The following is a 25,568-nucleotide window of genomic DNA, read 5'->3' on the forward strand; positions in this document are numbered from 1 at the left end:
CGACCTTCTCAGGTCGGGCGTCTGTTTATCGATTAATCAAGATCGGGGGGATTACCCGGGAAGCTGAAGGTATAGATCAGATCCACTGCCTGAGACGATCCAGATACTGCTTCGAGATACAGGTCGCGCCATAGCTGGTAGGTCAAGGTAAGCTCGGCAATCGGCGAGAACACACCTACGCCATAGCCCACCTCGAGACGGTCGGTAAGACGGCCACTGACCACTACCTGGCTATCGTCACCACTACCCGAGGTATCCAGACTCAAATCTTCAATGCCGAAGGTCTCCCCCAGGGCTCCCACTGCGCCGCCTGTCTTGCCGAGCGTAATCCCGATCAAGGCCGAGGTCAGAGCACCGCCGGAACCACCGCCGCCATCTTCCGGTGCGCGACCGGTAAGTACATAGGACAGTGCTCGAGTCTCATCCATCGACGGCTCCGAGAAGATTTCCAGATCAGGTTGGGATGCGACACCTGTCACTCGAAGACCGGCAATGACGCCGTCAGCAGTGTTGGCCGGATTACGGATAGCCTCGAAGTCGAGCAGAGGTTGCGCCGGTGCACCACCGAAGATGATGGTGCCCTCACGAATCTGAAGGTCCTGACCGTAAGCGCGGAAGCGGCCATCGACAAGATTGACGTCGCCAAACAGCTGCAGAGGTCCATTGACCTGGCGCACCTCGAGATTGCCTTCCAGCTCGGTCTCCAGGCCATAGGCCTCCAGTTTCATGTCAGGACCAAGGCGCAGGTTGACACGAATATCGATCGCCATACCGGCATCGGCCATGGCTTGCGCTGTCGAGGCGCCCGGTTCAGCCTCTGCGGCTGCTGCATTGGCTTCGCGAGCAGCCTCATCCATCTCTCGCGTGATGATGATTTCATCACCACTGGGTGCCACTGCTGATGGCGGTAGCTTACCGACTTCGAGACGCGCCCATGGGATCGTCACATCGCCCCTGACACGCAATAGCGAAGGAGTGGCGCGGATGGTCAGGTCCGGAGCCAACTTGATACGACCGAATGCAGGCATGGTGGCCAACAGCGGATCCTGTACCGCCGACAACGCCACATTGGCTTCCCAACTACCTTGTGGCCAGGTGGCATCGCCATCGATATTCAGTCGTCCCTGCTCGGCATTGAGGTAACCGGAGATATCGGCACGATCACCGGCGAGACGGATATCGAGGTCGCCGTCGGTCACCGCCACTGGGATGTCGACTCCGTGTACTCGCAGACTCGATAGATTGATGTCACCACTGAGATTGGGAGCCGCACGAGTACCTGCAATGGTGATATTGCCATTGAGTGCTCCTTCAAGCTCGTCCACACCAGTGGCCAGTGGGCGGTATGGATCAAGACGCACATTACTGATATTCAGTTGACCATCGAGTGCGCCGTTGCCCATGGGATCATTGATCGCTAGGTCAAGACCGAGATCACCATTATCGGCGAGCCCCACATCCAGATTGACATCAATACGTGCTTCGCTGGCGTCAGCCTGCAAGGCAAGTGTCGTTGCTGGTACAGTCCATGCCTTGCCGTAGGCATCGACGCCAGTGACACTGACATCACTGTCGATATCCGCCTGTGCCTGCCAGCGGCTGCCGCCCGATGACCAGCCCGCCGTCAAGTCGGCTTGAGTGTCACCATCGATGCTCCAGCCATCGGGTAGTGACTCGTTGACCAGATCCATCGGTAGTTCATTGATCGTCAGCACAACCCGGCCACTATCAGCAGAAGCCTTCAGCGGCTCGGTAATGCAGACAGCGCCGCCCTGCTCACGACGCAGACAGAACGGATCGGCTTCGACGGAAGATTGCGCAATATTGGCATTGAAAGCCAGCGGCTGGTCGAGGGTGATACGACCTTGCGGCACGACGATCTCAAGTGGTGTCAGAGTGCCGCGATAGCGATCACGTGCCGCATTCATCGCCCCATCCATTGCCAACGTCAGGCTATTGAGCGGCCCGTCATCGTTACCATCCACATCCAGTGCCAGTTGATGGTTGGAGAGACGACCATCGAGTGTCAGTGCCACTGAGTTGAACTGCTGACCACCCGCTTCAAGGGCATCGGCATCCAGGCGAATATCGAGCGTGGGATCCTCAAGGCCAGCAACCCTGGCGACCAGATTCAGTCTACCGACCCGGTTGTCCTGGAAGCCAGTGCCGGAACCTTCCAACGCCACATCCAACTGTGGCGCCTTGAGGCTACCGCCGGCATCGATCCTGCCATTCAGGCTGCCCGCCAGCCCCGGATAGAGTTCAGCCATCTTCGGCAGGTCGATCTGGCCGTTGACATCAAGGCGCGACTCACTGATCAGTCCCGCGAGGGTGATGCGATTGTCGCCCTGACGGAAATCGAAGTCCTTGATGTTCCACTGCATATCGCTATTGCCGGACAGCTCGCCTTGCAGCGACAGCTGGCGATCATCGAGACTGCCATGAATATCCAGCACAGGCACTTCAACTTCCCAGTCATTCTCGACCAACTGGAAAGCCACCTGCGCTTCACCACTGAGATCACCTTCAAGGCCTTCGACAAAGGGCGCTGGATTGACGGAATCCAGATTCAGATCAGCGTTGACATCAATACCATCTTCCCAGCTCACTTCGCCTTCGGTAATCAGCTTTCCAGCGTCCATGCTCACCGACAGCGGAGCCCAACGGAAATGCTTGAAATCACCGCCTCCCTCAAGGGCAACCTGTGTAGGCGGCAGCTCAGGGCCTTCGGCATTCAGGGCCAGCTGTATCTGATGCCCCACCAGACTTCCGGATGACTTGATATCAATATCCGTGATGATCCACGGTTGCTGCTCGCTGACTGGCTTGTGGTCCTCGTCAGCTGAAGTCTCACCCTCTGTCGTTTCCTCTGCCGTTTCCTCGGAGCCATCGGCCACCGTTGGCTGCATACCTTCCATAGGCCATTGCAGCCGTGGACTGGTGAAAGTGGCTTCAAAGGGAAACGTGGGGTCCAGAGCGTCGACCCGAGCGGTCAACTGTGACTCGACCGGGCCGGAGAGATTCAGGTCAACCTGAAGTTCGCCAAGGCTGCCTCCCAATTGCAGCTCTACCCGCTCACCGTCGAGCGCCGGGAAACGCTGCGGCAGATAGAGATCTGCTTCCAGCAAGGCGTTCAGCGGATAATCTCCGCTCAGGGTGACATCGGCCCGCAGCCGAGCGTCGGCATCCACCGATGACACGGCCAGTGGTTTGATGGTGACTCGTTGGTCGCGGGCTTCAAGCGACAGGTTGAGACGCTCAACACCATACTCCGCGGCACCGTCCAGTGCAGCGTCCTCCACCAGCAACTCGGGAACCTCCACTGCCAGCGGCAAAGTGATTTCCGGCAGTTCAATACGAGGCCGTTCTTCCAGCGGGCGGCTTGCGAGCCCTTGCAGCTCGGCTGCCAGGGGAGAGCTGACATCAATAGCAGCATCGATGGCGTCGGAACTGATGACAGGCCCCTCGTGCTCCGAGGCACTGAGCGCCAACATCGCTCCCGGCGTCAGCGGCAATATGACGCGCAAACCCGCGAGGCGGGTTGGCTCGACCGCGACGGTTCCCCCTTCGGCAATCGCACCAGTGGTGAAGCTCTTCCACTCAAGGCGAGTGCCGTCGGCAAGATAGATCGTCACATCATCAAGACCAACTTCACGGATCTCGATCGGGAATGGCAGCTCCATACGGGTCAATCCGTCACCAGCAGGCTCTTCTTCGACGGGTTCTTCCTTGCCCTCACTTTCGCCGATGCGAACATCAGCACCGGCGACACGTAGGTGATCAAGGCATACGCGACCCTGCAGCAGACAGTCTTCCGCCCAGGCCAGTGACAAGTCGTCAACCGAGACGCGAATACTGCCCACTTCGAGGCGAAATCCTTGTAGATCCATGCTGTCGAGCAGAGCGCCTTCGACACTCTCGTATTGCAGCATGCCCATACGTGCGCCCTGATCCAGGGCAAATTTGGTACCCCAGGGAGTGAGCACCAGGCCAACCAGTAACAACGCCAGGCCTACCAGCCACAGCGGCAAGAAGATCACCAGCCGGATCAGCGCCCAGGCAAAACGTCCTGTCTTCATGAAGGGCTCTCGTCAGCTTTGTTGTTCGCGAGGAATGTCTCGCAGCTCAGAATTCGGGGCCGATGGCAAAATGGAATCGAACGCTGTCGTCATTATCAAACGGATGTGCCAGATCCACTCGAATCGGCCCTACCGGAGATATCCAGCGCACACCAAGGCCTGCACTCTTGTTCAGCGTATCAGGCCACCATTCGTCGAAGGCATCACCGGCATCCACGAATGCCGCCGCCCACCACTTGCCCTTGATGCGACGCTGGGCTTCGATGCTGCCAGTCACCAGGTTCTGACCACCGGTCAGCTTGCCGTTATCATCCTCGGGTGACAGAGACTCGTAGCTATACCCCCTGACCGTGGTGTCGCCGCCAGTGAAAAAACGCAGAGATGGCGGAATATTGGCGAAATCATCGGTCTCGATCATGCCGACTCCCAGACGACCGATGAAACGATTGTCGTCACCCAGCATACGAATCCATGCGGTATCGCCGGTCATGCGAAAGAACTCGGCGTCTGAGCCCCAGGATTCGCTGGAATACTGCAGGTTCAGGGACTGGCGATCGCCCCAGGAGGGAAACTGCGGATTACGCGTGCGGGTCCGGGACCACTGCACACCGGGGTACAACAGCAATACCTGGTTGGATTCATCGGCCTGCGTGAAGTCCTCATAGGTGGCACGCAAGTAGATAACCTGCTCCCAGCCATTATCAAACTCCCAACGTCGACCGAAATCGACCGTGCTCTCGAAGCTTTCGGTATCTTCGATATCCTGGTTGCGCAGGCCATACTGCAGGCGATAACTATCGCGAAGCGGGTCATCCAGTGGAATATTGTAAGTACCGCTGAACTGCTGATCCGGTCCTGACAGATAAAGCTTGTGATCGAGACTATGCCCATAGCGGTTGATCCAGGGCTGGTCCCAGGAAAACTGCAGCCTTGGCCCGACATCCGTGGCAAAACCAATACCAGTCTGAAACTGATGTCGGTCCGCGGGTGTAACCACGACATCAACCGGCATATAGGGGTGCTCCGGCGCATACAGCGACGTCGCTGAGGTCAATGCCGATCGACTGACCCTGGGGCCTTGTACAGGCTCGGAGATGCCATCGACATCCAGGGCATACCACCAGGAATCGTGCTCCGGTAGCGCCAACGCGCCCTTCTGGCGATCCAGGCGCGGGCGCACGCTGATCGAGCCAAACCACTCTGTGGAGCCGAGATTATTGTTCAGCTCGGCGACGTCACTGGCGAGATAGGGATCGCCATAATCGAATGGCACCAGGTTACGCAGGCGCTCTTCCAGAATGTGATTGCCCTTGATCGATACATTACCGAAGCGGTAGCGCGGCCCACTGTTCACGCCCAGATAGAGGCGCGCACTGTGGGCCCATGGACGAACCTCCATGCGCTCATCAGTAAACTGCCAATCGAAGTAGCCACGTTCGATGTTCAGCGCCTGCAAGCGGCTCTTGAGACTTCCATAGGGCTCATGCAGCAGTACATCGCCGAGCTCTTGAGGATAGTCGTCAATGGCCTGCTGGAATGGTTCGTCACTGGCAGCATCGCCTTTCAGCGAGAAGTCGATGACTTCAAGAGTAACCGGCTCTCCCTTGTTGATGAGCAATGCTACTTCTTCCGGATCTTCTTCGCTGTCGAACTGGATTTCGACCTGTGGCTCGTAATAGCCATAGACTCGCATGGCTTCCTGAGTCAGCCTCAAGACCTCCGCACGCAAGCGGTTGATGCTATATACACCGCCATCGAGGTTCTTCAGGTAGATCTCGACGTTATCGGCCATGTCCCCTTCAATACCCTCGATCTTCGCATCGAGAGCCACCGCGGACACGGGAACGGTCAGCATCATCAGAGCCGAGCCCCAGTACAGCAACTTCCCTCGTAAGGGCTGACGATTGTCCATAATCCTCGCTTTCCTGACGGTGGTGCCGTTCAACGCAACGCTTCGAGTTGAGCCGTCAGGGCCAACTGGTTGCGATTCAGTTCGTTTACCTGTGATGCCAGGTCATCCAGACGCTGTTCAAGAGCCTTGCTCTGCGTCCGGTCATCTTCCAATGATTGACTCACAGCATCAATGTCGCCGGAAAGACTTTCCAGTTCTTCATCATGGGATTCCATGCGTGGAACCAGTTGGCCCAACCGATTGTCCTGACGGCCTACGACCTCATCCACCCGCGTGGTCAAGGAGGCCAGACGACCCGCTATCGACTCACGTGCATCATCCAAACGTGAAAGCCGTGAACCCAGCGCGCCACGGGCGGCATTACCCGACTGCTCAACGGCTGCAAGCGATGAACGTGTCGCGGTCAGAGTGGTGTTGAGGGTGGCCAATTGCTGATTGATATCTACCTGGGCGTCATTCAGGTCCTGAACGCTTGCTGCCAGCTGTTGTGCATTCTCGGCATGTCGCGCATCCATCTGGCTTTTTAACTGACTCAGCACAGTTGATTGCGACTCCTGCTGGGTATCAAGCTGGTCCAGACGCTGATCAAGTTCCTTGATGATGTCGCTGCCTCCGTCCTGGGAATCAAAACGCGCATGCATATTGGAGATATCTGCCTTGAGGCGGACAATTTCATGCTGAAATTGCTGGCGTTCCTGCCAGGCAAACCATCCTCCAGCCGACACTACAGCCAACAGCACGAGGATCAGTAACCACAGCGGCCAGACGCGTGGTCCTCTCGGACGGAGGTAGCGAGTGGCGGATACACTCTCCCCAGGATCTGCCACAATCGGCCGTGGACGCTGCCCAGTGTCCGGTGGCTGTGCCATTCTGTTCTCCTCATTCCAGTACCTCGAGATCTATCTGCATGACTCAGGCCTGAGCTCTCCATGCCTGCCGGTGCTTCTTGCCGCTATTCCACCACTGTTGCTCGGAAGATCACCAGATTGCTGATAGTGTAAGTTTTTTTGGCATCAAATCGTACGTTCATTTGTTTCGAGGCCGAACAATTCCTGACATGTCTCAAACTGTTGCTGGCGAATTACTGGCCATGGCGCTATTGTCTGCGACCGCTATCTCTGACATCCGCAATACACGAGGAAGCCTGCATGCGCTTCGAGCTCCCGGCGTTGCCCTATGATCGCCACTCTCTCGAGCCTCATCTATCGGCAGCGATGGTGGACGCCCATTATTCGGGCTATCACCTGGCCTGCATCCAGCGTCTGAACACACGGCTGGAGTGTCTGAACCCAACTGCCGATTCTCTGGAAGAATTGCTTGATTCCACTGATGACGAAATAGCCTATCTCGCCGCAGAAGTCTGGAATCATGCCTTCTATTGGCACTGTCTCACCCCTTGGGGAAATACAACACCAGCTGCTGAACTGAAGGCCGATATCGATGGAGCCTTTGGCTCTCTCGCAGGATTCCATCAGGCCTTCAAGACCAGCGCGTTGGCACACATCGGCAGCGGTTGGATATGGCTGATCAGAAACCACGACGGACAGCTGACAATTATCACCACCAACGATGGGCAGGCACCGCTAGCACAAGGAATCAAGCCGCTGATCGGCATAGACCTCTGGGAACATGCCTGGTATCTCGACTTCCAGAATAATCGTGACGCCTATCTGGACGCCATCAGCACGCTGATCAACTGGGATTTTGTAACCTTGAACAACGGTTGAGTGTCTAGCCGGAACCTGCTGAAGGCAAGACCAGCATTCGGAAACATGGTGCAACTGGAAACCCAACGCGGCGCTCATTGAGCGCCGCGTTGGGTTTCAGCCAGACAATACAGGAATCTCAATGCTCCCGTGGGTCTGCGCGCCGCCCGATACCTCGATAGTGAAGCCCTTGAGCCGCCACAAATTGCGGGTCATAGATATTGCGGCCATCCAGTACCAGACGCCCCGAAAGACGCATGCTCAAGGCTTCCCAATCAGGGTTCCAATAAGCCTTCCACTCGGTCACCAGCATCAGGGCGTCGACGTCCTCGCAGGCAACAAGGGGGTCTCCCTCGCATAGTGTCAGCAATGGATGATCACCGATGGCCTCACGTACTGCCGGAAGCGCTGCGGGGTCGTGCAGTCGCACATGAACCCCCTGAGCAAAGAGTGCTCGCAGCAGCGTCAGCACCGGGGCTTGATCTATGCGCGCAGTTCCCGGCTTGAAAGCGGCTCCCCAGATCGCCACACGGCGACCTTCCAGACGCCCGTGGAAATGAGCCCAGAGCTTGCGGAACAGGGTTTCCTTCTTGTGCTCGTTGATCTCGAGCACTTGATCGAGAAGTTCTGAATGCCGACCACTCGAGGATTGGACATCGGCCAGTCCCATCAGATCGCGACTGAAGTTGGGCCCGCCGAACCCACATCCCGGATAGAGATACTCGTAGCCGATCCGGGGGTCCGCGCCCATTCCCTGACGCACATGTTCGACATCGACCCCAAGCGTATCCGCCAGCCCTGCCATCTCGTTCATGTAGCTGATGCGTGTAGCCAACATGCCGTTGATTGCCAGCTTGGTCAGCTCCGCAGCACGGCGAGGCATACGTTGGAACACTTCATGGCGGCGATTGAAGGCACGCATGAGTTCTCGCACTTGCCGTTCTGCGCGATCATCATCGCATCCCAGTAGCCACTGCCGTGCACGAGTAAAGGTTTCCCAGGCACGTCCTTCCTCAAGAGTATCCGGTAGCGCAACGGCAACCGTCCCCCTATCGGCTACCAGCGACTCGAGTCGCTCGGTGTCTCCAACCGGGAAAGTCGCGTTGTTGATCAAGATCGATTGAGGGCTCAGGCGCTCGGCCGAGCCTTCCACAACGCGTGTAGCTTCCTCGCGTTGATCAGGAGACAATGCCAACCAAAGCACATCAATGGGCGAGCCGGACAGGCTCTGCTGTTCATCGATACGCAGACGACCATTGGCCAGTGCATCCTCGATGTGTTGCGTCAACAACGGCTCTCGAACAAGCCAGCCTCTACCGCGCAACTCCTGCCAGGTGTTACCCAGCGGTTGCCAGCAAACCTGATGCCCAACCCAGGATAATGCCGCCGCTGCAGTTGCCGCTGACAGTTCACTGCCGTGAATCATCACGCGCATGACTTCAGTCCTCTTCAGCAGCGTATTGCTGGAGCAACTCAACGAAGCCAGTACCATAGCGCGGATGACGACGACCGTAGGCCAGAATGGCTTCGAGATAACCCAACTGGTGACCACAGTCGAAGGTCTTGCCCTGCATCCGGTAGGCGTCGACCCCAGCTTCCTGACGCAATTGCTCAATAGCATCGGTCAACTGGATCTCATTGCCGGCGCCTGGCGCAGTTTCAGCCAGCATCGGGAAAATGCGCCCCGGCAAGACATAGCGACCGATTACCGATAGCGTCGAGGGAGCATCCTCTACCGCGGGCTTCTCGACGACCCCGTTGAGTTCACAGGATTGACCCGGAGCCGGCTCATCACCTCGGGGAGCAACGATACCGTACTTGTGGACCAGTTCACGCGGCACTTCCTCAACCATCAATTGGGCGCGACCGGTTTTCTCGTAGGCGCTGATCATGCCAGCGAGATCGTTGCGTGACAGTCCCTCGTCGTCGACCAGCACGTCGGGCAGCAATACCACAAAGGGCTCTTCATCGCCCACCACCGGACGTGCACAGAGCACCGCATGGCCAAGGCCCAGCGGCTCAGGCTGACGGACACTGATGATATTGACATCGGCGGGGACTATGGCGCGCAGTTCCTCAAGCAACTCGGTCTTGCCCTTGGCCTCGAGGCTGGCTTCCAACTCAAAATGCTTGTCGAAGTGGTTCTCGATCGCGCTCTTGGTGCCATGTGTCACCAGAACGATATCCCGAATACCGGCGGCTACGGCTTCCTGGACAACGTACTGAATCACTGGCCGGTCAACGATCGTGATCATTTCCTTCGGAATCGCCTTGGATGCCGGCAGACAGCGAGTACCGAAACCAGCGACGGGGAGGACGGCCTTGCGAATCATAGGATACTTCCCTTCCTTTCTGTCATTCAGTCGAATTTATGTCCATGCTCATCACCGTCATGGGAAACCGGGGATGGGAATGCGTAGAATAGCGCATCATACTGAACAAGTGCCCTGCATCAGAAGCTGTCGGCTAGTGGAGACGGAGTTGTACGACATCTGTCGCGCTCATACTACACCTCAAGAGTTGCATCGACGCTTGCTGCGATGCCTACTCTCATAGCTTTCTGTCACAGCTTTCTGTCACAGCTTTTTGCAACAGGGTATGTACCTCTACCCCGTGAATAAATGGGTAGCCCCGGAGACACAGATGACTGTATCGAACATGCGTACTGACAACGTTGACCACAGCGAGATCGACAAGTTCTCTGCGTTAGCGGATCGCTGGTGGGATCGTGAAGGTGAGTTCAAACCACTCCATGAGATCAACCCCCTGCGCCTCGACTTCATCGATGCCCGCGCCAACATTGCAGGCCGCAAGGTATTGGATGTGGGTTGTGGTGGCGGAATTCTGGCCGAATCCATGGCCCATCGTGGCGCGAAAGTCACTGGTATTGATCTATCGGAAGCAGCTTTGGAGGCTGGTCGTCGTCATGCCGAAAGCCAGAGCATCGAGGTTGATTATCGCCTGGTCAGTGTCGAGCAATTGGCCGAGGAAATGCCGCAGCAATTCGATGTCGTGACTTGCATGGAAATGCTTGAGCATGTCCCGAATCCCGAATCGGTCATCAAGGCCTGTCTACGCCTGCTCAAACCCGGTGGCCACCTGATGCTGTCAACGATCAACCGCAACCCCAAAGCCTATGCATTGGCCATTCTGGGGGCTGAATACCTACTTGGTATGGTGCCGCGCGGCACTCATGATTATGCGCGCTTCATCCGCCCCTCGGAGCTGGCACTCTGGTGTCGCAATGCCGGGGCACGGGTATATGAGCAGAGTGGCCTGGTCTATAACCCACTGACTCGCCGTTTCCGCCTTGACAAGAAAGATGTCGCGGTCAACTACTTGATGCATACCCGCAGGGAGGTCGAATGACGACACAGGCCTCGCCACGAGCACTGCTTTTCGATCTTGATGGAACACTGGTGGATACCGCGCCGGACCTGGCGAGGGCCACCAACGCCCTGCGACAGCATCATGGTCTGACAGAGCTGTCCTACGCGCATATTCGCGCTCAGGTATCCAATGGTGGCAGCGCGCTGGTGAAACTGGCGCTGGGGCTGGAAGTTGATGACCCAGGCCACCAGCAGGCACGACAGTTTCTGCTCGACGCCTATGGCCAGTCTGTTGCCGCTGAAAGTCAGATCTTTGCCCCGCTGGAGCGACTGTTGGAACACTGGAGCCGCGAAGGACGTTGTTGGGGCATCGTGACCAACAAGCCCCGTATTTATGCAGAGCCGCTGGTGGCAGCTCTTGAACTTACCCCCGAGGCCCTGTTGTGTGCCGATGACCTGCCGTTGCGCAAGCCACACCCGGAACCGCTATGGGAAGCGGCTCGACGGATGAACGTGACGGCTGAGGAGTGCTGGTATATCGGTGATCATGTCCGCGATATGGAAGCGGCACGTGCTGCCGGCATGGCTGCCATTGCAGTGGGTTACGGCTATATCGCCGAAAATGATGATTATCGACAGTGGCCAGCCGATCAGTGGTTTGACAGTACTGAGGCACTGGTTGAGGCACTACTACCCTCTTCTTCTCGGATCACTGCCTGACAATTGAGATTGAGAGAGTGATCCACCAGCGCCGGCAATGCCGGCGCAATCTTTACTCAGGGCTATTCCAAGCTCTATTAACTCAAGCCCTGTGAACTCAAGCCCTATTTTGCCAAGCCCTGTGAACTCAAGCCCTATTTTGCCAAGCCCTGTGAACTCAAGCCCCACTGGATGGCTTGGGAGGCTGAGCATCGAACTTTTCACCACTGTGCCCCTGACTATCCGGGCCCATCAGCCATAGATAGGTTGGCATGATGTCTTCTGGAGTGCGCAACAACAAGGGATCCTCTCCCGGATAGGCCGACTTGCGCATCGCGGTCCTGGTGCCACCCGGGTTCAACGAGTTGACTCGAACGGTGCCAAGGTGCTCCAGTTCATCGGCCAGTAGCTCGACAAAGCCTTCGGTAGCAAATTTCGACACCGAGTATGCCCCCCAGTAAGCACGGCCCTTGCGCCCTACGCTGGACGATGTGAATACCACCGAGGCATCCGCTGACTTCTCCAATACCGGAATCAGCGCCTGAGTCATCCAGATCGGGCCATTGATATTGACCTGCATGACCTGTTCCCAGAGCTCAGGATTGTATTGCACGAATGGGGTGATGCGGCCCAGCAGACTGGCGTTGTGCAGAATGCCATCGAGACGGCCGAACTCCTTGTCCAACGCCTCGGCCATGTCGTGATAGTCCTTGAGCGTGGCGCCCTCGAGATTGAGTGGAATGATCGCCGGTTTCGGCGCACCTTCCGCGAGGATCTCATCGTAGACCTTCTCGAGTTTGCTGGTCGTGCGACCGAGCAATACCACCGTTGCTCCATGGCGAGCGAAACTCATCGCCGCAACCTTACCGATACCATCGCCAGCACCGGTCACCAGAATCACCCTGTCTCTGAGTAGATCCGGCGCGGCCTGATAGTCAATCCTGCAACTGCTCATGCGCGCTCCTGATGTCAGGCGCCAGACTGGCGCAGATAGCCGTCAGCCAGTGCCGCGGCGTTACTGTCAGGATAGTCTTCCTTTACCGAGCGCAACAACGCCAAACCAGCATCCTCATCGCCATTGCGTGCTTTCAGGATACCCAATTTGTACATGGCATCCGGTACCTTGGAGCTGTCCGGAAAATCGCTGAGGACCTTCTCGAAGGCGGCTGTTGCCTCGCCTGGGGAGGACTGGGCAGTGTGTAGCTCACCCAGCCAATACCAGGCATTGGCTGTCAGCGAGGTATCGGGATAACGCTCGACAAAAGCATCGAACTCACTGATGGCCTGGTCGAAGTCACGTGCCTGAACCTTGCTGAAGGCTGATTGGTAGGCATCACGCGCATCGCCACTGGCGCTGCTGGAGTTCCCGGAATCACCGCGAGAAGCGTTATCGCCACCACTGGAATTCTGTGAGCTGGAACCGGATTCACGACTATCAGAATCACTATTCCCAGAGTCGTTATCACCAGAGCTGGCCGCAGGTGCACTGCGTGAAGGCTGCTCCGATAGCCGCGAGTCCAGATCCATATACTGCTGACGACTCTGCTGCTTCAATTGCTCGAGCTGGTAACGTAATTCTTCCACCTGACCACGCAATTCGCGCAATTCCCGGGAATGACTTTCCACCTGGTTGAACAACTGCAGGCTACCACCGGGCTGATTACTGGTGGCGGCTTGATCGTAGAATGAGTTGCCACCGACCACTGACTGCTGAGCCAGAGCATTACCACTCAATGCCAATGCTGACACCATGACGGACAACGGGAGCACCAGGGCTCCCGCGCCGCACAGTCTCTTGAGACCGTGTTTCATCGATTACTCCCGTGTCGTGAGGGATCCGCCTATCAGTAGGCGAATACCACGCGGCGGTTCTGGGCGAAGGAGTCTTCGTTGCTGCCCCGCGCTGCAGGACGCTCTTCACCGTAGCTGACTACCTCTACCTGAGACGGCGAAACACCGCGCAGGTTCAGATAGCGCTCGACAGCTCCGGCACGACGCTCGCCCAGAGCCAGGTTGTACTCACGAGTACCACGCTCGTCAGTATGCCCCTGAAGGACAACTTGAGCGTTGGGGTTATTGCTGAGGTAGGCAGCGTGCGAGTTGACCAGCGACTCGAACTCAGGACGAATGCTGTCGCTGTCGTAGTCGAAGTAGATGGTACGACTCTGCGGAATTTGAGCACCGGCCATCTGACCTGCGCCGCTACCATTGACACCTGTTCCGCTCACCTGCCCAGTTCCGGCAGTACCAGTACCGGCGCCGCCGGCAGTGCCGGTGCCGTCCATACTACCATCCTGCGTGCCGCCAGTGCTGGAGCAACCCGCGAGTACCGCCAGGGAAGCAGCAGCGACCAGCGAACGGGCATAGGGCTTCAGAAACATCGTATGACTCCTTGCTTGATGTATCAAAGTCGATTCGTTAACCAGTTTATTATGGGTGAGCGAATCAATCAGTTCAGAAATGGCGACCACGCAGGTTCACGTACGTCACCCTGTGCAGCGGGGAGTCGGAATTGAGCTCGCCCATCTGCGGTTACTGCTCCCAACACGCCGGTATTACCCTGTTGAGTGGCAAAGATTACCATGGTGCCATTGGGCGCGACACTGGGCGATTCAGCCTGTTGTGCCTCGCTGATCTCAACCAGGCGCTGGCTGTTCAGATCCTGCTTGGCAACCTGATATCCGTTGTTGCCACGATGAATCAGGAACAGCGACTCTCCATCAGGTGAGAAACGCGCACGAGCGTTGTAATTGCCTGTATAAGTCACACGCTCGGCACTGCCGCCTGAGGCACTCATGCGATAGATCTGGGGGCCACCCGAACGGTCTGACGTGAAGACAATGCTCTGACCATCCGGTGACCATGCGGGCTCGGTTTCAATGCTGTTGCTGTTGGTCAGTCGCTGTACGTTACGCGAACCGATATCCATGACATAGATTTCCGGCTGACCATCCTGTGACAGCGCCATGGCCAGACGACGTCCATCCGGGGACCAGGCCGGTGCGCTATTGAGGCCTTCGAACTCGGTCAGTTTGACACGCTGACCAGTGGCCAGATTCTGCACGTAGATCGAAGGACGCTCGGTCTCGAAGGACACATAGGCCAGTTTCTGACCATCCGGAGACCAGTTCGGCGACATGATCGGCTCATCGGAGTTCAGAACCTGCTGACTGTTGCGGCCGTCGGCATCAGCCACATATAGCGCGTACTGAGTGTCATCACCCACTCCCTGGGACGTGACGTAGGCGATACGTGTAGAGAAAGCACCCCGAATCCCGGTGATCTCCTCGAAGATCTGGTCAGCAATGTAGTGCCCTGTGGCCCGTGGGTTGGAGCCATTACCGGTGACGGTCTCACCGATCAGTCGTGACTCGCCATTGACGTCCAGCAACTCATACTGGATCTCCAACTGCCCACCGTTCTGCGTGACCTTGCCGACTACGAGATAACGTGTATCCAACGCCTTCCAGTCACCATAACGGACGTCATCACCACTGCTCGGTTGTTCAAACATGGCCGACCGTGGCAACGGCTCGAAATAACCACTGCGCTCGAGATCATCGGCAACGACCTGAGCAATATCTTCGGGCAGGTTACCGCCCTCACTGGCAAAAGGCACAACGGCAATCGGCGTTGCCTGCTCATTGCCCTGGGTAATATTGATGGTCAGATCGGCCTGCGCCGCTGTACCCGACAACATTGCCAACAGTGCCAGAACGGCAACGACGCCCCCTCTGGCAGACTTCCTTGTGCCACTGGTTGCCCACCAACTCGCAAACAAGACTCTCATCAGCGAATGCCTCCTGGACTGAAGTTCAAACTGAATTGACGATAATCACGCTGTATCCCGCTGGGCAGCTGCAACAGTTCCGAAAACGGACCAGCAGCTTCAACAGCATCGATAGCCGAATTATCAAAACCGCTATTCCCACTGGACCGACTTACGGTCACGGTGAAAACCTCTCCCGACGGCCCCAAACGTACCTGTAGAGTTGCCGAGGTTCCATCACTCACATTAGGTGGAATATTCCACGCTTGCTCAACCGCTGCCTTTACGGTCTGGATAAAACCATTGGCAGCCTCTTCTCCCTGGGCGGCATTTGAGACTGCATCAGTGTCACCTTCAATAATGCGTTGAAGTTCCCGCTCGGCTTCCTGCTGCGCCTGACGATCAGCTTCCTGCTGGGCCTTGCGTTCAGCTTCCTCGCGGGCCTGACGTTCGGCTTCTTCCTTGGCCTTGCGTTCAGCTTCCTCGCGGGCTTGACGTTCGGCTTCTTCCTCGGCCTTGCGCTCAGCTTCCTCGCGGGCCTGACGTTCGGCTTCTTCCTCGGCCTTGCGCTCAGCTTCCTCGCGGGCCTGACGTTCGGCTTCTTCCTCGGCCTTGCGCTCAGCTTCCTCGCGGGCCTGACGTTCGGCTTCTTCCTCGGCCTTGCGTTCAGCTTCCTCACGGGCTTGACGTTCGGCTTCAGCTTCCTCTCGAGCCTGACGCTCCGCCTCTCGTTGACGTTCTGCCTCTTGCTGCGCAGCCTGACGGCTCGCTTCCTCTTCAGCCTCCTGCTGACGCGCTGCTTCCGCTTCCGCCTGGCGGCGCTCCGCTTCGGCTTGAGCCTGCTCCGCTGCTTGCTGGCGTTCAGCTTCAGCCTGTTTCTCGGCTTCCGCCTGGCGCTGGGCTTCTTGCTCAGCGTCTTGCTCGGCTTGCTGGCGAGCCTGCTCTTCAGCCTGCTCTTGTGCCTGACGCTCCGCCTCCGCAGCTGCTGCTTCCTCCGCCGCACGCTCGGCGGCGCGAGTGCGAGCCTCTGCAGCTTGCTGTGCCTGGTCGGTCGTGGTCTCCGTGCTGATCAAAGTCGCCTGCACAATTGCGGTATTGGGGGTCTCCGGCTCAGAAGTCGGCCAGTCAATGACGCTGAGGATCAGCACCACTAGATGCAGCCCAACCGCCAATACTGCAGGCAACGCATAGCCTTCGCCCGGCGCCTTGACACGACGACGCTGTCCTTTTGCCATGTATTACCCCTGACCGTCCGAGGGAGGAGGTTCGGAGATCAAGCCGACATTCTCAACACCGGCCACCTGCAGCGTGCTCATCAAGGTGACGATCTGTCCGTAGGCGACATTGCGGTCTCCCCTTACCATCACCGGCGTTCCTGGATTGCGCTCAAGAAGGATGATTACGCGATCGCTGATTTCCTCAAGACTGACCTGAGTCTCGTCACCGCCTAACGCAATGAAGTACTGACCGTCACGATCCACCGAAACAATAATCGGATCCTTGTTCTCGGTGTCCTCGATGGGTTCGGAGGCAACCTGAGGTAAATCGACTTTCACCCCTTGAGTGAGCATTGGCGCGGTGATCATGAAGATCACCAGCAACACCAGCATCACATCGATGAAGGGCACAACATTGATCTCGCCCATGGGCTTGCTTCGCCCACGACGATTGAAGGGTCCGAGCATCGATCGTCCTCCCTCAGTCGTTGCCGCTATCTGAACGGCCCTGCAGATTACGATGCAGGATCGAATGGAATTCCTCAGCGAAATCCTCGTATTTGCCCAGCAGACGCGAGGATTCGGAAGACAGACGGTTATAGAAGATCACTGCAGGAATCGCCGCAAACAGCCCCATCGCGGTGGCGACAAGCGCCTCGGCGATCCATGGTGCCACCGTCGCCAATGTCGCCTGCTGCGCCATGGACAGCGACTGGAACGAGCCCATGATGCCCCATACCGTGCCGAACAGGCCGATATATGGACTAGCAGAGGCCACCGTGGCGAGGAACACCAGGTGCAGGTTGAGGCGCTCTTCCTCACGCGACCAGGCCACTCGCATGCTGCGTTGCACGCCATCCAGAATTGCCTGGGGGCTACGCGTCTTGGGCATCAGCCTGTTGAATTCGCGGAAACCGGCACGAAAGAGGTGCTCAGCACCAAGAGTTTCCTGTTCCGCTGGCGTCTCACGGTAGAGCTCGTTAAGGTCGACTCCGGACCAGAAACGGTCCTCGAACTCTCGGTGAGCCTTGCGCGCCTTTCGCATCACGAAGCTGCGCTGGAAGACCACCACCCAGGAAAGAATGGAGGCAATCAGCAACAGCAACATCACCAGCTGGACCACGCCGCTGGCGTTCATGATCAGATGTGGAATGGACATGGAATCGTTCACGGGAATCCTCGTCTCGTGTCAATCAGTGGTCGCATCAACAGCCCTGTCATCAGGGGCGATGCCGAAATGGTGCCAGGCCTGACGAGTCACTACGCGTCCACGCGCGGTGCGCATCATCAGACCCTGCTGAATCAGATAGGGTTCGATCACATCTTCAATGGTGTCTCGCTCCTCACCAATCGCAGCAGACAACGAGTCCACTCCGACCGGGCCTCCATCAAACTTCTCGAGCATGGCAAGCAACAGACGGCGATCCATATGATCAAGACCGTGATGGTCAACATGCAGCATGTTGAGCGCCTCATCCGCGACTTGTGCGGTAATACGCCCCTCCGCACGAACCTCGGCAAAATCACGCACACGTCGCAGCAAGCGGTTGGCGATCCGCGGCGTACCCCGCGAACGACGCGCGATTTCATGAGCGCCGCCTTCTTCAGTGCCCACTCCGAGCAGACGTGCTGAGCGAGAAACGATCTCGGTCAGTTCATCGATGGCGTAGAATTCAAGACGCTGCACAATACCGAAACGGTCTCGCAGCGGGGATGTCAGGCGCCCTGCCCGTGTCGTTGCCCCCACCAGAGTAAAAGGCGGCAGATCAAGCTTGATCGAACGTGCTGCCGGACCTTCGCCAATGACAATATCGAGCTGAAAGTCCTCCATTGCCGGATACAGAATTTCCTCGACAACCGGCGAAAGTCGATGAATTTCATCGATGAACAGCACATCACCAGCCTTGAGGTTGGTCAACATTGCCGCCAGGTCTCCCGCCCGCTCAAGCACAGGACCGGAGGTCGATGTCAGACCTGCACCCATTTCGGTGGCGATGATATTGGCCAGAGTCGTCTTTCCCAATCCAGGCGGGCCGAACACCAGGGTATGGTCGAGGCTCTCTTCGCGCGCACGCGCCGCATGAATGAATATTTCCAGCTGCTCTCGCACACGCGGCTGGCCAATGTAGTCCGCCAGGTGGCGAGGACGAATGGCATGATCAACGCGCTGCTCACCATCTCGAACATCCGCGGCGACTAGCCGATCGCTGTCAATCATGCTGCCCCCTGTCTTTGAATGACTCTTGCGCCTGCACGGTATTACCGCGCGGGCGCTGAAGATTATTGCAAACCGTCATGGCTATCCAGCCATGCGCCTGGCCAATGCGGCCTTGATCATGGCTTCGGTCGACCCCTCGCCTTCGAGGCCAGACAACATGCGGCTGGCTTCGGTGGGCTTGTAGCCCAGGCTGACCAACGCGGCTTCGGCATCTGCCTGCGGGTCGCGGGTGGTCTCAATCGTCGTGGTGGAGCCGGCAGCAACCGTTGAAGTGTCCGGATGCTGCCAATGCGGAAAGCGGTCACGCATCTCGATAATCAAGCGTTCTGCAGTCTTCTTGCCAACACCGGGCAATCGAGTCAACGACTTGATGTCGTCATCCATGACACAGCGAACAAAGGCGTCCTCGTCCATTCCAGAGAGAATGCCCAGCGCAAGCTTGGGCCCCACACCGTTGACTTTGATCAATGCACGGAATAGTGCTCGCTCCTGCTCTCTGGCAAAGCCATACAGCAGATGAGCGTCCTCACGGACGGTGAGGTGCGTATACAGAGACACTTTCTCGCCTGGAGCGGGAAGTGCGACCAGGGTGGTCATCGAGGCCTCCAGCTCATAGCCGATGCCCCCTACGTCGACCACCAACCAAGGCGGTTGAGTCTCGAGCAGAATGCCCGTGATGCGTCCAATCATGGCGCGCTACTTTCCTTGAAGTTTCGAGGCTTTGACTGCCCACTATAACTGTCGAACATACTGTGACACCAGATGAATCAAACAGCGTTCGACAATCAGTATGTCTCTATCTGGAGACGCCGGGTCGTCAAGCACTTATGGTCGATACTGTCGCCATGACGAACTTTTCGTGCGCCGACGGCCACCGTAGTTGCCCTGCGTGACAAGCCCACGACAGCTGTGCAAGTGGGTCAGAGCAATTGCCAGCGCATCCGCCGCATCGGCCTGAGGGGTTGCCGACAAATGCAAAGCAGCAGTCACCATGTGCTGCACCAGAGCCTTGTCAGCGGCTCCGGTTCCGGTCACTGCCTGTTTGATCTGCCTTGCCGCATACTCGCTGACCGGTAGTCCATGGTTGGCAGCACACACTATTGCCGCTCCCCGCGCCTGCCCCAACTTCAACGCCGAATCCGCGTTCTTCGACATGAATACTCGTTCGATTGCCACTTCGGCCGGCTTGTGTATCGCAATCAGCTCGCTGATACCGGCATAGACCTGCGCCAGGCGCTGGGCCAACTCATCATCCCGCAGCCGGATACAACCACTGGCGACGTAGCGAGGCTCACGCTCGCTGGCGTCGATCACCCCGAATCCGGTAATACGTGATCCCGGGTCTATTCCCAATATCAGCACTGCTCATCGGCTCCCGAATCATGCGACACGCATGGCACAAGAATCGCATCATTGCGCTGTTCATTGGTGAAAGAATCTTGCATCTTTCTCATGGAGTCGCTCCCTCCCAACAGCTGTTTCGTGTACCAGATTCGTGTACCAGAGCTCACCACCATTCCAGCGCATGGATTTCCGAACTCCCTTGCGTAGACCAACCTCGGCGAGATGATGACACAGTCTGCCTCAGACACACCGGCAACAGAAGACATCAACAGATGTATGTGGAATGCCGCTCTGGATCAAGTTCTGCCTTGAATCCATTCGTGATTCTCCCGCTGCTCGAATAGCATAGGCAGCTGAACTGCATAGGCTACCGAACTGCATTGTCTGTCGATGGCGTTTCGGTCAGGAATCAGCCAACTGGCTGCCTGAGACATCCATACTGAAAGCAGGATTTTTATCCAGAGGAGAGAAGCGTGAGGGATGTAGCGATCATAGGTGCAGGCCCCGTCGGACTCTGCCTTGCCAGACACCTGGCCACAGCGGGACTCAGCGTTACCCTGCTCGATCGACTGTCTGCCGAGGAACTCTCTCGACCGGCACCTGACGGACGTGAAATCGCACTTACCCACGACTCCTGCCGATTGCTCGATGCGCTGGGTATTCGGCAGCGCCTCGAGAACGACGAGATCGCACCGCTCAATGAGGCGCGTGTCTTCAATGGACAGTCGAGCTGGTTCATGGGCTTCGGCGAAGGCCATGGCACCACTCAGCCCTTGGGCTTCATGGTGCCCAATCATGCCATTCGCCGAGCCGCATGGCAGGCCGTCAGCGAACTCGACGGCATCGAATATCTGCCTGTCGGCGTGGCCAGTGTCTCGAGCCACTCATACGCAGCGCAGCTCGAACTCGAGGATGGTTCCCACCACCAGGCACGGCTGGTGGTGGCCGCGGATAGCCGTTTTTCCATCAGTCGACGTCAGATGGGGATCGCTGCGGAGATGCGAGACAACGGTCGCACAATGATGGTGTGCCGCATAAACCATGAAGTGGAGCATGACCAGTCTGCCTGGGAGTGGTTCGACCATGGGCAAACGCTGGCACTGCTGCCGATCTCTGCTCACCTATCATCAGCCGTGGTCACCTTGCCGGAAAAAGAGATGGCCGAGCTGATGCAGCTTGATGATGACGCCTTCAGCGCGCAATTGACCGAACGCTATGCCGGTCGCCTCGGGCGCATGACACTGGAGGGCAAGGCCCACGTCTATCCGCTGGTCAGCACCTACGCGGAACGCTTCCACGCTCGCCGTTTTGCGCTGGTCGGTGATGCCGCCGTTGGCATGCATCCTGTCACCGCCCACGGTTTCAATTTTGGTGTGCAGAGTCAGCAACGTCTGGCACGGTGCATTATTGATGCCTTCCAGCGTGGCGAGGATATCGCTTCAGAGCGTCTGCTGGCGGCCTATAGTCATGAACATCGTCTCGCCACTCGTCCGCTGTATCTGGCCACCCAGGCCATCGTCAAACTGTATACGGATGAACGAGTCCCGGCTCGACTACTGCGCCACCTGGGACTGCGGGTGGGCGATAAGTTGTCACCTGTACGCGAGTTGGTATCACGCCATCTTCAGGGCGAGACTCCACATTTCCGACTACCGCACCCGACGTTGCCCAGACTCCCCTTCCTTCGCTGACGGCCTTCCTCACGCTTACCCAGCCCCCAGACGACATCAGCCCCGCTTGAGCGGGGCTGATGTCGTCTGGGGGCATTCCGAGCACTGGCGTAACCAGTGCTCGGAGGTTGATCACTCGCTGTCTTCAACCTTGGCCTTCTGACGCAAACGGATATTCAGGTCCTTGAGCTGGTCCGCACTGACCTCGCCTGGGGCATCGGTCATCAGACAAGCGGCGCTCTGGGTCTTCGGGAAGGCGATGACTTCGCGGATGGTACGCGCACCGGTCATCAGCATCACCAGACGGTCGAGGCCGAAGGCCAGACCGCCATGGGGCGGAGCGCCGTATTGCAGCGCATCGAGCAGGAAGCCGAATTTCTCGCGAGCCTCGTCCTCGGCAATGCCGAGAATCTCGAATACCACCTTCTGCATGGCCTGGTCGTGGATACGAATCGATCCACCGCCCAGTTCGGTACCGTTGAGCACCATATCATAGGCACGCGACAGCGCCTCGGCAGGGTTGGATTTGAGTTCATCCGGGCTACAGGAAGGCGATGTAAAGGGATGGTGCAATGGGCTCAGACGACCATTGTCATCAGCCTCGAACATCGGGAAGTCCACCACCCACAGCGGGGACCACTCGCAGGTGTAGAGGTTGAGATCCTCACCTAACTTGACACGCAGTGCGCCCAGCGCCTCATTGACGATGCGCGCCTTGTCGGCACCGAAGAAGACGATATCGCCGTCCTTCGCATCGACACGATCCAGAAGGGTCTCGATGACATCTTCCATGAACTTGACGATTGGCGACTGCAGACCTTCGATGCCCCTGGCCCGCTCGTTGACCTTGATCCATGCCAGACCGCGAGCGCCGTAGATACCGACGAATTTCGTATATTCGTCGATTTCCTTGCGTGACAGGCTGGCACCACCACTGACTTTCAAAGCCGCTACACGGCCATCATCGGCGTTTGCTGGACCGGAGAAGACCTTGAAGTCAACATCCTTCATCAGGTCATCGACGTCGACCAGTTCCAATGGGATACGCAGGTCAGGCTTGTCGGAGCCGAACCGCTGCATGGCGTCATGCCAGGTCATGCGCGGGAAGTCACCCAACTCAACATCCAGCACGTCCTTGAACAGCGAGCGAATCATGGACTCAGTGATACCCATGATATCGGCTTCCTCAACGAAGGAGGCCTCGATATCGATCTGGGTGAATTCCGGCTGACGATCGGCACGCAGGTCTTCATCGCGGAAACACTTGGCAATCTGGTAGTACCGATCGAACCCAGCCACCATCAGTAGCTGCTTGAACAGCTGAGGAGACTGCGGCAAGGCAAAGAAGCTGCCTGCATGAGTACGACTCGGCACCAGATAGTCGCGAGCACCCTCAGGAGTGGCACGGGTCAGTACTGGCGTCTCGATGTCGAGGAAGCCCTCGCCCTCGAGGAAGGCACGCACACTATGAGAGATGCGTGAACGCAGACGCAGCTTTTCGATCATCTCTGGACGGCGCAGATCGATATAGCGGTGCTTGAGACGAACTTCCTCGCCTACTTTACCGTGCTCATCCAACTGGAAAGGCGGCGTTGCGGCGGCATTGAGCACTTCCACCTGCTTGGCCAGAACCTCGATCATGCCAGTCGGCATATTGGGGTTCTGGGTGCCTTCAGGGCGCAACCGCACACGGCCTTCGATACGCAGCACAAACTCACTGCGAGCGCGGTCGGCATTGGCGAAGGCCTCGGCGGTATCGGGATCGACCACAACCTGGGCGATACCGTCACGGTCGCGAAGGTCGAGGAAGATAACCCCACCGTGGTCACGACGGCGGTGGACCCAGCCGCACAGGGTGACCGTCTGGTCCACCAGAGTTTCGTTGAGCTGGCCGCAATAATGGCTGCGCATGTTTCGTCCTGTCTGTTTGCGTAATGAAAGAATGCGGGTAATCGACTCAGGCAGCTGCGCCGTCACCAGATGAAGAGCCGGAGGTGCTGGAACTGCTGTCCCCCGCCAGATTCTTCTTACCGTTGGTCTTGAAATCGGTCTCGTACCAGCCACCTCCTGCAAGGCGGAAGCCAGCGGCCGAGACCAGGCGATTCAGCTCGGGCGCTTCGCAGGAAGGACAATCGGTCAGAGGTGCCGCACTGATTTTCTGCAGCTTTTCCAGGCGATGACCGCAAGCCTTGCACTGATATTCGTAGATGGGCATGGTAAAAATCTCCAATCGCATCGGATGATAGAGAAAGATAATGAAGACCGATGAGCGATATAGGGCCGGAATGCGCAGATTCCAAGCCCAGTTCAAGGCGTCATATTATAGCCTGTCGAAGGCCGCCAGTCCCACCCCTGACTACGTTATTCCCTCGCTCAGCAAGGAGACATGATGAAAGCCGTTATGCTTGACGCCGATAGTCTTGGTACAGATATCGATCTCACACCGATTCGAGATCATGTCAATGAACTCGAAGTCTTCGCCACCAGCACCTCCCAGGAGGCGCGTCAAAGGTTGGAGGGCGCCGAGATTGCGCTGGTCAACAAGGTCGTACTCGATGGCGAGGCGCTGGCCGCTCTGCCAACTCTCAGGCATATCTGTGTGCTGGCCACCGGCACCAACAATATCGACATGGAAGCCGCCAGGAAACTAGGTATCCGCGTAGATAACGTGAGCGCTTACGGTACAGCGAGTGTGGCTCAGCACACACTGATGCTGATCCTCACTCTGGCCACACGCCTACCCTGCTACCAGCGCGATGTGGCCCAAGGCGCCTGGGGACGCAGTCCTTTCTTTTGCCTGATGGACCATACCACGCTGCAACTTGCTGGAAAGAAGCTGGTGGTCGTTGGCCAGGGGGAGCTGGGCTCGGAGGTGGCCAGACTCGCCGAGGCGTTCGGCATGCGCGTCGATTTTGCGGCGCGGCCAGGCCATGAGGCAAATGACCCACGCTCGGCTCTCGATGATCTACTTCCCGAAGCAGATGTCGTCAGCCTGCATTGCCCATTGACTGAGCAGACCCGGCACCTGATTGGCCAGCATCGATTGCAGCAGATGAAAGACAATGCGCTACTGGTCAACTGTGCACGAGGCAGCGTTATCGATGAAGATGCGGCGCTCGCGGCACTGAAAGCAGGAAAGCTGGGCGGGCTTGCCGTGGATGTATTGCCTGCAGAACCACCTCGCGAAGGTCACGCACTGATCGATGCTCTAAGCGAATCTTCCGCGCTGAACCTGATTGTTACACCACATAGTGCCTGGATCACTCCGGAAGCACGCCAGAACATCATCCAACTGACGGCTGATAACCTCGCACGCGCTGCATCCTGAACATTGACTACCCGATGGAGCGCAGGCATTCGCGACCGCCAGCGAAGATCTGTGCTCCATCACCCATCATCACCCCTGACACTCCTCCTCACGAGCTGATGACATTTGCAGGGCCATCACTATGGCAAGGAGTTTTACGTTGAAAGATAACGGTATAAATACAGAAAACACTATCCATACCTTGCATGCATCAGTGGAGATTCCGATACTGCGCTCTATGTTCAGCCAGGGCGCCGCACGACATGCGGTCACTTGCTGAAATCTACACGAGAGTGCTGGTTGCTCTCGTCATTCGTA

Annotated in this window: 22 protein-coding genes; 5 read left to right on the forward strand and 17 right to left on the reverse strand. The window is 57.5% G+C overall.

Annotated elements, in window-relative coordinates:
- Positions 1 to 32: 32 nt before the first annotated feature.
- The 3 genes from tamB to AR456_RS10250 are packed head-to-tail and all read right to left on the reverse strand — an operon-like array spanning position 33 to position 6,860.
- On the reverse strand, positions 33 to 4,079 hold the full coding sequence (tamB, locus tag AR456_RS10240; protein WP_021817498.1) for an autotransporter assembly complex protein TamB: 4,047 nt from the start codon (positions 4,077 to 4,079) through the stop codon (positions 33 to 35).
- Positions 4,080 to 4,125: 46 nt separating this feature from the next.
- Positions 4,126 to 5,991: an autotransporter assembly complex protein TamA gene (tamA, locus tag AR456_RS10245; RefSeq protein WP_021817497.1), complete on the reverse strand. Its 1,866-nt coding sequence runs from the start codon at positions 5,989 to 5,991 to the stop codon at positions 4,126 to 4,128.
- 29 nt (positions 5,992 to 6,020) lie between these two features.
- Positions 6,021 to 6,860: a hypothetical protein gene (locus AR456_RS10250; protein WP_021817496.1), complete on the reverse strand. Its 840-nt coding sequence runs from the start codon at positions 6,858 to 6,860 to the stop codon at positions 6,021 to 6,023.
- Positions 6,861 to 7,139: 279 nt separating this feature from the next.
- Between AR456_RS10250 and AR456_RS10255 the strand changes: the two genes are divergently transcribed.
- Entirely contained in the window at positions 7,140 to 7,718 is a 579-nt protein-coding gene (locus AR456_RS10255; RefSeq protein ID WP_021817495.1) for a superoxide dismutase, read from the forward strand.
- 118 nt (positions 7,719 to 7,836) lie between these two features.
- Here the strand turns inward: AR456_RS10255 and AR456_RS10260 are convergent, their stop codons facing one another.
- Positions 7,837 to 9,132, reverse strand: coding sequence for a nucleotide sugar dehydrogenase (locus tag AR456_RS10260; RefSeq protein WP_021817494.1), 1,296 nt, complete (start codon positions 9,130 to 9,132; stop codon positions 7,837 to 7,839).
- A gap of 4 nt (positions 9,133 to 9,136) precedes the next feature.
- Complete coding sequence (gene galU / locus AR456_RS10265) at positions 9,137 to 10,030, reverse strand: UTP--glucose-1-phosphate uridylyltransferase GalU (protein ID WP_021817493.1); 894 nt, start codon at positions 10,028 to 10,030, stop codon at positions 9,137 to 9,139.
- 310 nt (positions 10,031 to 10,340) lie between these two features.
- On the opposite strand from galU, the gene ubiG reads away from it, so the two are divergent.
- On the forward strand, positions 10,341 to 11,066 hold the full coding sequence (gene ubiG, locus AR456_RS10270; RefSeq protein WP_021817492.1) for a bifunctional 2-polyprenyl-6-hydroxyphenol methylase/3-demethylubiquinol 3-O-methyltransferase UbiG: 726 nt from the start codon (positions 10,341 to 10,343) through the stop codon (positions 11,064 to 11,066).
- The gene (locus AR456_RS10275) at positions 11,063 to 11,746 is read left to right on the forward strand and encodes an HAD-IA family hydrolase (protein ID WP_021817491.1); all 684 of its coding nucleotides are present in this window, start codon (positions 11,063 to 11,065) and stop codon (positions 11,744 to 11,746) included. The genes ubiG and AR456_RS10275 overlap by 4 nt, the downstream gene beginning before the upstream one ends.
- Before the next feature lie 157 nt (positions 11,747 to 11,903).
- On the opposite strand, the gene AR456_RS10280 is transcribed toward AR456_RS10275, so the two are convergent.
- The 10 genes from AR456_RS10280 to ruvC all read right to left on the reverse strand — a co-directional run bounded on the left by AR456_RS10280 (position 11,904) and on the right by ruvC (position 20,291).
- Positions 11,904 to 12,680 carry a YciK family oxidoreductase gene (locus AR456_RS10280; RefSeq protein WP_021817490.1) on the reverse strand — a complete coding sequence of 259 codons (777 nt, stop codon included), beginning with the start codon at positions 12,678 to 12,680 and terminating at the stop codon, positions 11,904 to 11,906.
- Positions 12,681 to 12,694: 14 nt separating this feature from the next.
- Positions 12,695 to 13,537 (reverse strand): tol-pal system protein YbgF, encoded by an 843-nt coding sequence (ybgF, locus tag AR456_RS10285; RefSeq protein ID WP_021817489.1) that lies wholly within the window; start codon positions 13,535 to 13,537, stop codon positions 12,695 to 12,697.
- Between the two features lie 32 nt (positions 13,538 to 13,569).
- Positions 13,570 to 14,106 (reverse strand): peptidoglycan-associated lipoprotein Pal, encoded by a 537-nt coding sequence (gene pal / locus AR456_RS10290; protein WP_021817488.1) that lies wholly within the window; start codon positions 14,104 to 14,106, stop codon positions 13,570 to 13,572.
- A 68-nt stretch (positions 14,107 to 14,174) separates the two neighbouring features.
- Complete coding sequence (tolB, locus tag AR456_RS10295) at positions 14,175 to 15,425, reverse strand: Tol-Pal system beta propeller repeat protein TolB (RefSeq protein ID WP_051995688.1); 1,251 nt, start codon at positions 15,423 to 15,425, stop codon at positions 14,175 to 14,177.
- A gap of 89 nt (positions 15,426 to 15,514) precedes the next feature.
- Complete coding sequence (gene tolA, locus AR456_RS10300; RefSeq protein ID WP_056933002.1) at positions 15,515 to 16,729, reverse strand: cell envelope integrity protein TolA; 1,215 nt, start codon at positions 16,727 to 16,729, stop codon at positions 15,515 to 15,517.
- 3 nt (positions 16,730 to 16,732) lie between these two features.
- Positions 16,733 to 17,179, reverse strand: coding sequence for a protein TolR (gene tolR / locus AR456_RS10305; RefSeq protein WP_021817485.1), 447 nt, complete (start codon positions 17,177 to 17,179; stop codon positions 16,733 to 16,735).
- A gap of 13 nt (positions 17,180 to 17,192) precedes the next feature.
- Positions 17,193 to 17,882 (reverse strand): protein TolQ, encoded by a 690-nt coding sequence (gene tolQ, locus AR456_RS10310; RefSeq protein ID WP_035587788.1) that lies wholly within the window; start codon positions 17,880 to 17,882, stop codon positions 17,193 to 17,195.
- A gap of 18 nt (positions 17,883 to 17,900) precedes the next feature.
- Positions 17,901 to 18,929, reverse strand: coding sequence for a Holliday junction branch migration DNA helicase RuvB (gene ruvB / locus AR456_RS10315; protein WP_021817483.1), 1,029 nt, complete (start codon positions 18,927 to 18,929; stop codon positions 17,901 to 17,903).
- Between the two features lie 81 nt (positions 18,930 to 19,010).
- On the reverse strand, positions 19,011 to 19,619 hold the full coding sequence (gene ruvA / locus AR456_RS10320; RefSeq protein WP_021817482.1) for a Holliday junction branch migration protein RuvA: 609 nt from the start codon (positions 19,617 to 19,619) through the stop codon (positions 19,011 to 19,013).
- A 135-nt stretch (positions 19,620 to 19,754) separates the two neighbouring features.
- Entirely contained in the window at positions 19,755 to 20,291 is a 537-nt protein-coding gene (gene ruvC / locus AR456_RS10325; RefSeq protein ID WP_031207027.1) for a crossover junction endodeoxyribonuclease RuvC, read from the reverse strand.
- Positions 20,292 to 20,746: 455 nt separating this feature from the next.
- Here ruvC and ubiM point away from each other — a divergent pair, with 455 nt between their 5' ends.
- Positions 20,747 to 21,964: a 5-demethoxyubiquinol-8 5-hydroxylase UbiM gene (ubiM, locus tag AR456_RS10330; protein WP_021817479.1), complete on the forward strand. Its 1,218-nt coding sequence runs from the start codon at positions 20,747 to 20,749 to the stop codon at positions 21,962 to 21,964.
- 111 nt (positions 21,965 to 22,075) lie between these two features.
- Here the strand turns inward: ubiM and aspS are convergent, their stop codons facing one another.
- Together aspS and AR456_RS10340 are read right to left on the reverse strand one after the other, a co-directional pair.
- Positions 22,076 to 23,854 carry an aspartate--tRNA ligase gene (aspS, locus tag AR456_RS10335; RefSeq protein WP_021817478.1) on the reverse strand — a complete coding sequence of 593 codons (1,779 nt, stop codon included), beginning with the start codon at positions 23,852 to 23,854 and terminating at the stop codon, positions 22,076 to 22,078.
- Positions 23,855 to 23,900: 46 nt separating this feature from the next.
- Positions 23,901 to 24,158 (reverse strand): FmdB family zinc ribbon protein, encoded by a 258-nt coding sequence (locus AR456_RS10340; protein ID WP_021817477.1) that lies wholly within the window; start codon positions 24,156 to 24,158, stop codon positions 23,901 to 23,903.
- A gap of 171 nt (positions 24,159 to 24,329) precedes the next feature.
- On the opposite strand from AR456_RS10340, the gene AR456_RS10345 reads away from it, so the two are divergent.
- Positions 24,330 to 25,271, forward strand: coding sequence for an NAD(P)-dependent oxidoreductase (locus tag AR456_RS10345; RefSeq protein ID WP_031207025.1), 942 nt, complete (start codon positions 24,330 to 24,332; stop codon positions 25,269 to 25,271).
- Positions 25,272 to 25,568: the final 297 nt, after the last annotated feature.

Source organism: Halomonas huangheensis, from assembly GCF_001431725.1.
Taxonomy (GTDB): Bacteria; Pseudomonadota; Gammaproteobacteria; order Pseudomonadales; family Halomonadaceae; genus Halomonas; species Halomonas huangheensis.

Coding starts and splice junctions, on each gene's coding strand:
- tamB (WP_021817498.1), bottom strand. CDS start 4,079: ATGAAGACAGGACGTTTTGCCTGGGCGCTGATCCGGCTGGTGATCTTC.
- tamA (WP_021817497.1), bottom strand. CDS start 5,991: ATGGACAATCGTCAGCCCTTACGAGGGAAGTTGCTGTACTGGGGCTCG.
- AR456_RS10250 (WP_021817496.1), bottom strand. CDS start 6,860: ATGGCACAGCCACCGGACACTGGGCAGCGTCCACGGCCGATTGTGGCA.
- AR456_RS10255 (WP_021817495.1), top strand. CDS start 7,140: ATGCGCTTCGAGCTCCCGGCGTTGCCCTATGATCGCCACTCTCTCGAG.
- AR456_RS10260 (WP_021817494.1), bottom strand. CDS start 9,132: ATGCGCGTGATGATTCACGGCAGTGAACTGTCAGCGGCAACTGCAGCG.
- galU (WP_021817493.1), bottom strand. CDS start 10,030: ATGATTCGCAAGGCCGTCCTCCCCGTCGCTGGTTTCGGTACTCGCTGT.
- ubiG (WP_021817492.1), top strand. CDS start 10,341: ATGACTGTATCGAACATGCGTACTGACAACGTTGACCACAGCGAGATC.
- AR456_RS10275 (WP_021817491.1), top strand. CDS start 11,063: ATGACGACACAGGCCTCGCCACGAGCACTGCTTTTCGATCTTGATGGA.
- AR456_RS10280 (WP_021817490.1), bottom strand. CDS start 12,680: ATGAGCAGTTGCAGGATTGACTATCAGGCCGCGCCGGATCTACTCAGA.
- ybgF (WP_021817489.1), bottom strand. CDS start 13,537: ATGAAACACGGTCTCAAGAGACTGTGCGGCGCGGGAGCCCTGGTGCTC.
- pal (WP_021817488.1), bottom strand. CDS start 14,106: ATGTTTCTGAAGCCCTATGCCCGTTCGCTGGTCGCTGCTGCTTCCCTG.
- tolB (WP_051995688.1), bottom strand. CDS start 15,425: ATGTTGTCGGGTACAGCGGCGCAGGCCGATCTGACCATCAATATTACC.
- tolA (WP_056933002.1), bottom strand. CDS start 16,729: ATGGCAAAAGGACAGCGTCGTCGTGTCAAGGCGCCGGGCGAAGGCTAT.
- tolR (WP_021817485.1), bottom strand. CDS start 17,179: ATGCTCGGACCCTTCAATCGTCGTGGGCGAAGCAAGCCCATGGGCGAG.
- ruvB (WP_021817483.1), bottom strand. CDS start 18,929: ATGATTGACAGCGATCGGCTAGTCGCCGCGGATGTTCGAGATGGTGAG.
- ruvA (WP_021817482.1), bottom strand. CDS start 19,619: ATGATTGGACGCATCACGGGCATTCTGCTCGAGACTCAACCGCCTTGG.
- aspS (WP_021817478.1), bottom strand. CDS start 23,854: ATGCGCAGCCATTATTGCGGCCAGCTCAACGAAACTCTGGTGGACCAG.
- AR456_RS10340 (WP_021817477.1), bottom strand. CDS start 24,158: ATGCCCATCTACGAATATCAGTGCAAGGCTTGCGGTCATCGCCTGGAA.
- AR456_RS10345 (WP_031207025.1), top strand. CDS start 24,330: ATGATGAAAGCCGTTATGCTTGACGCCGATAGTCTTGGTACAGATATC.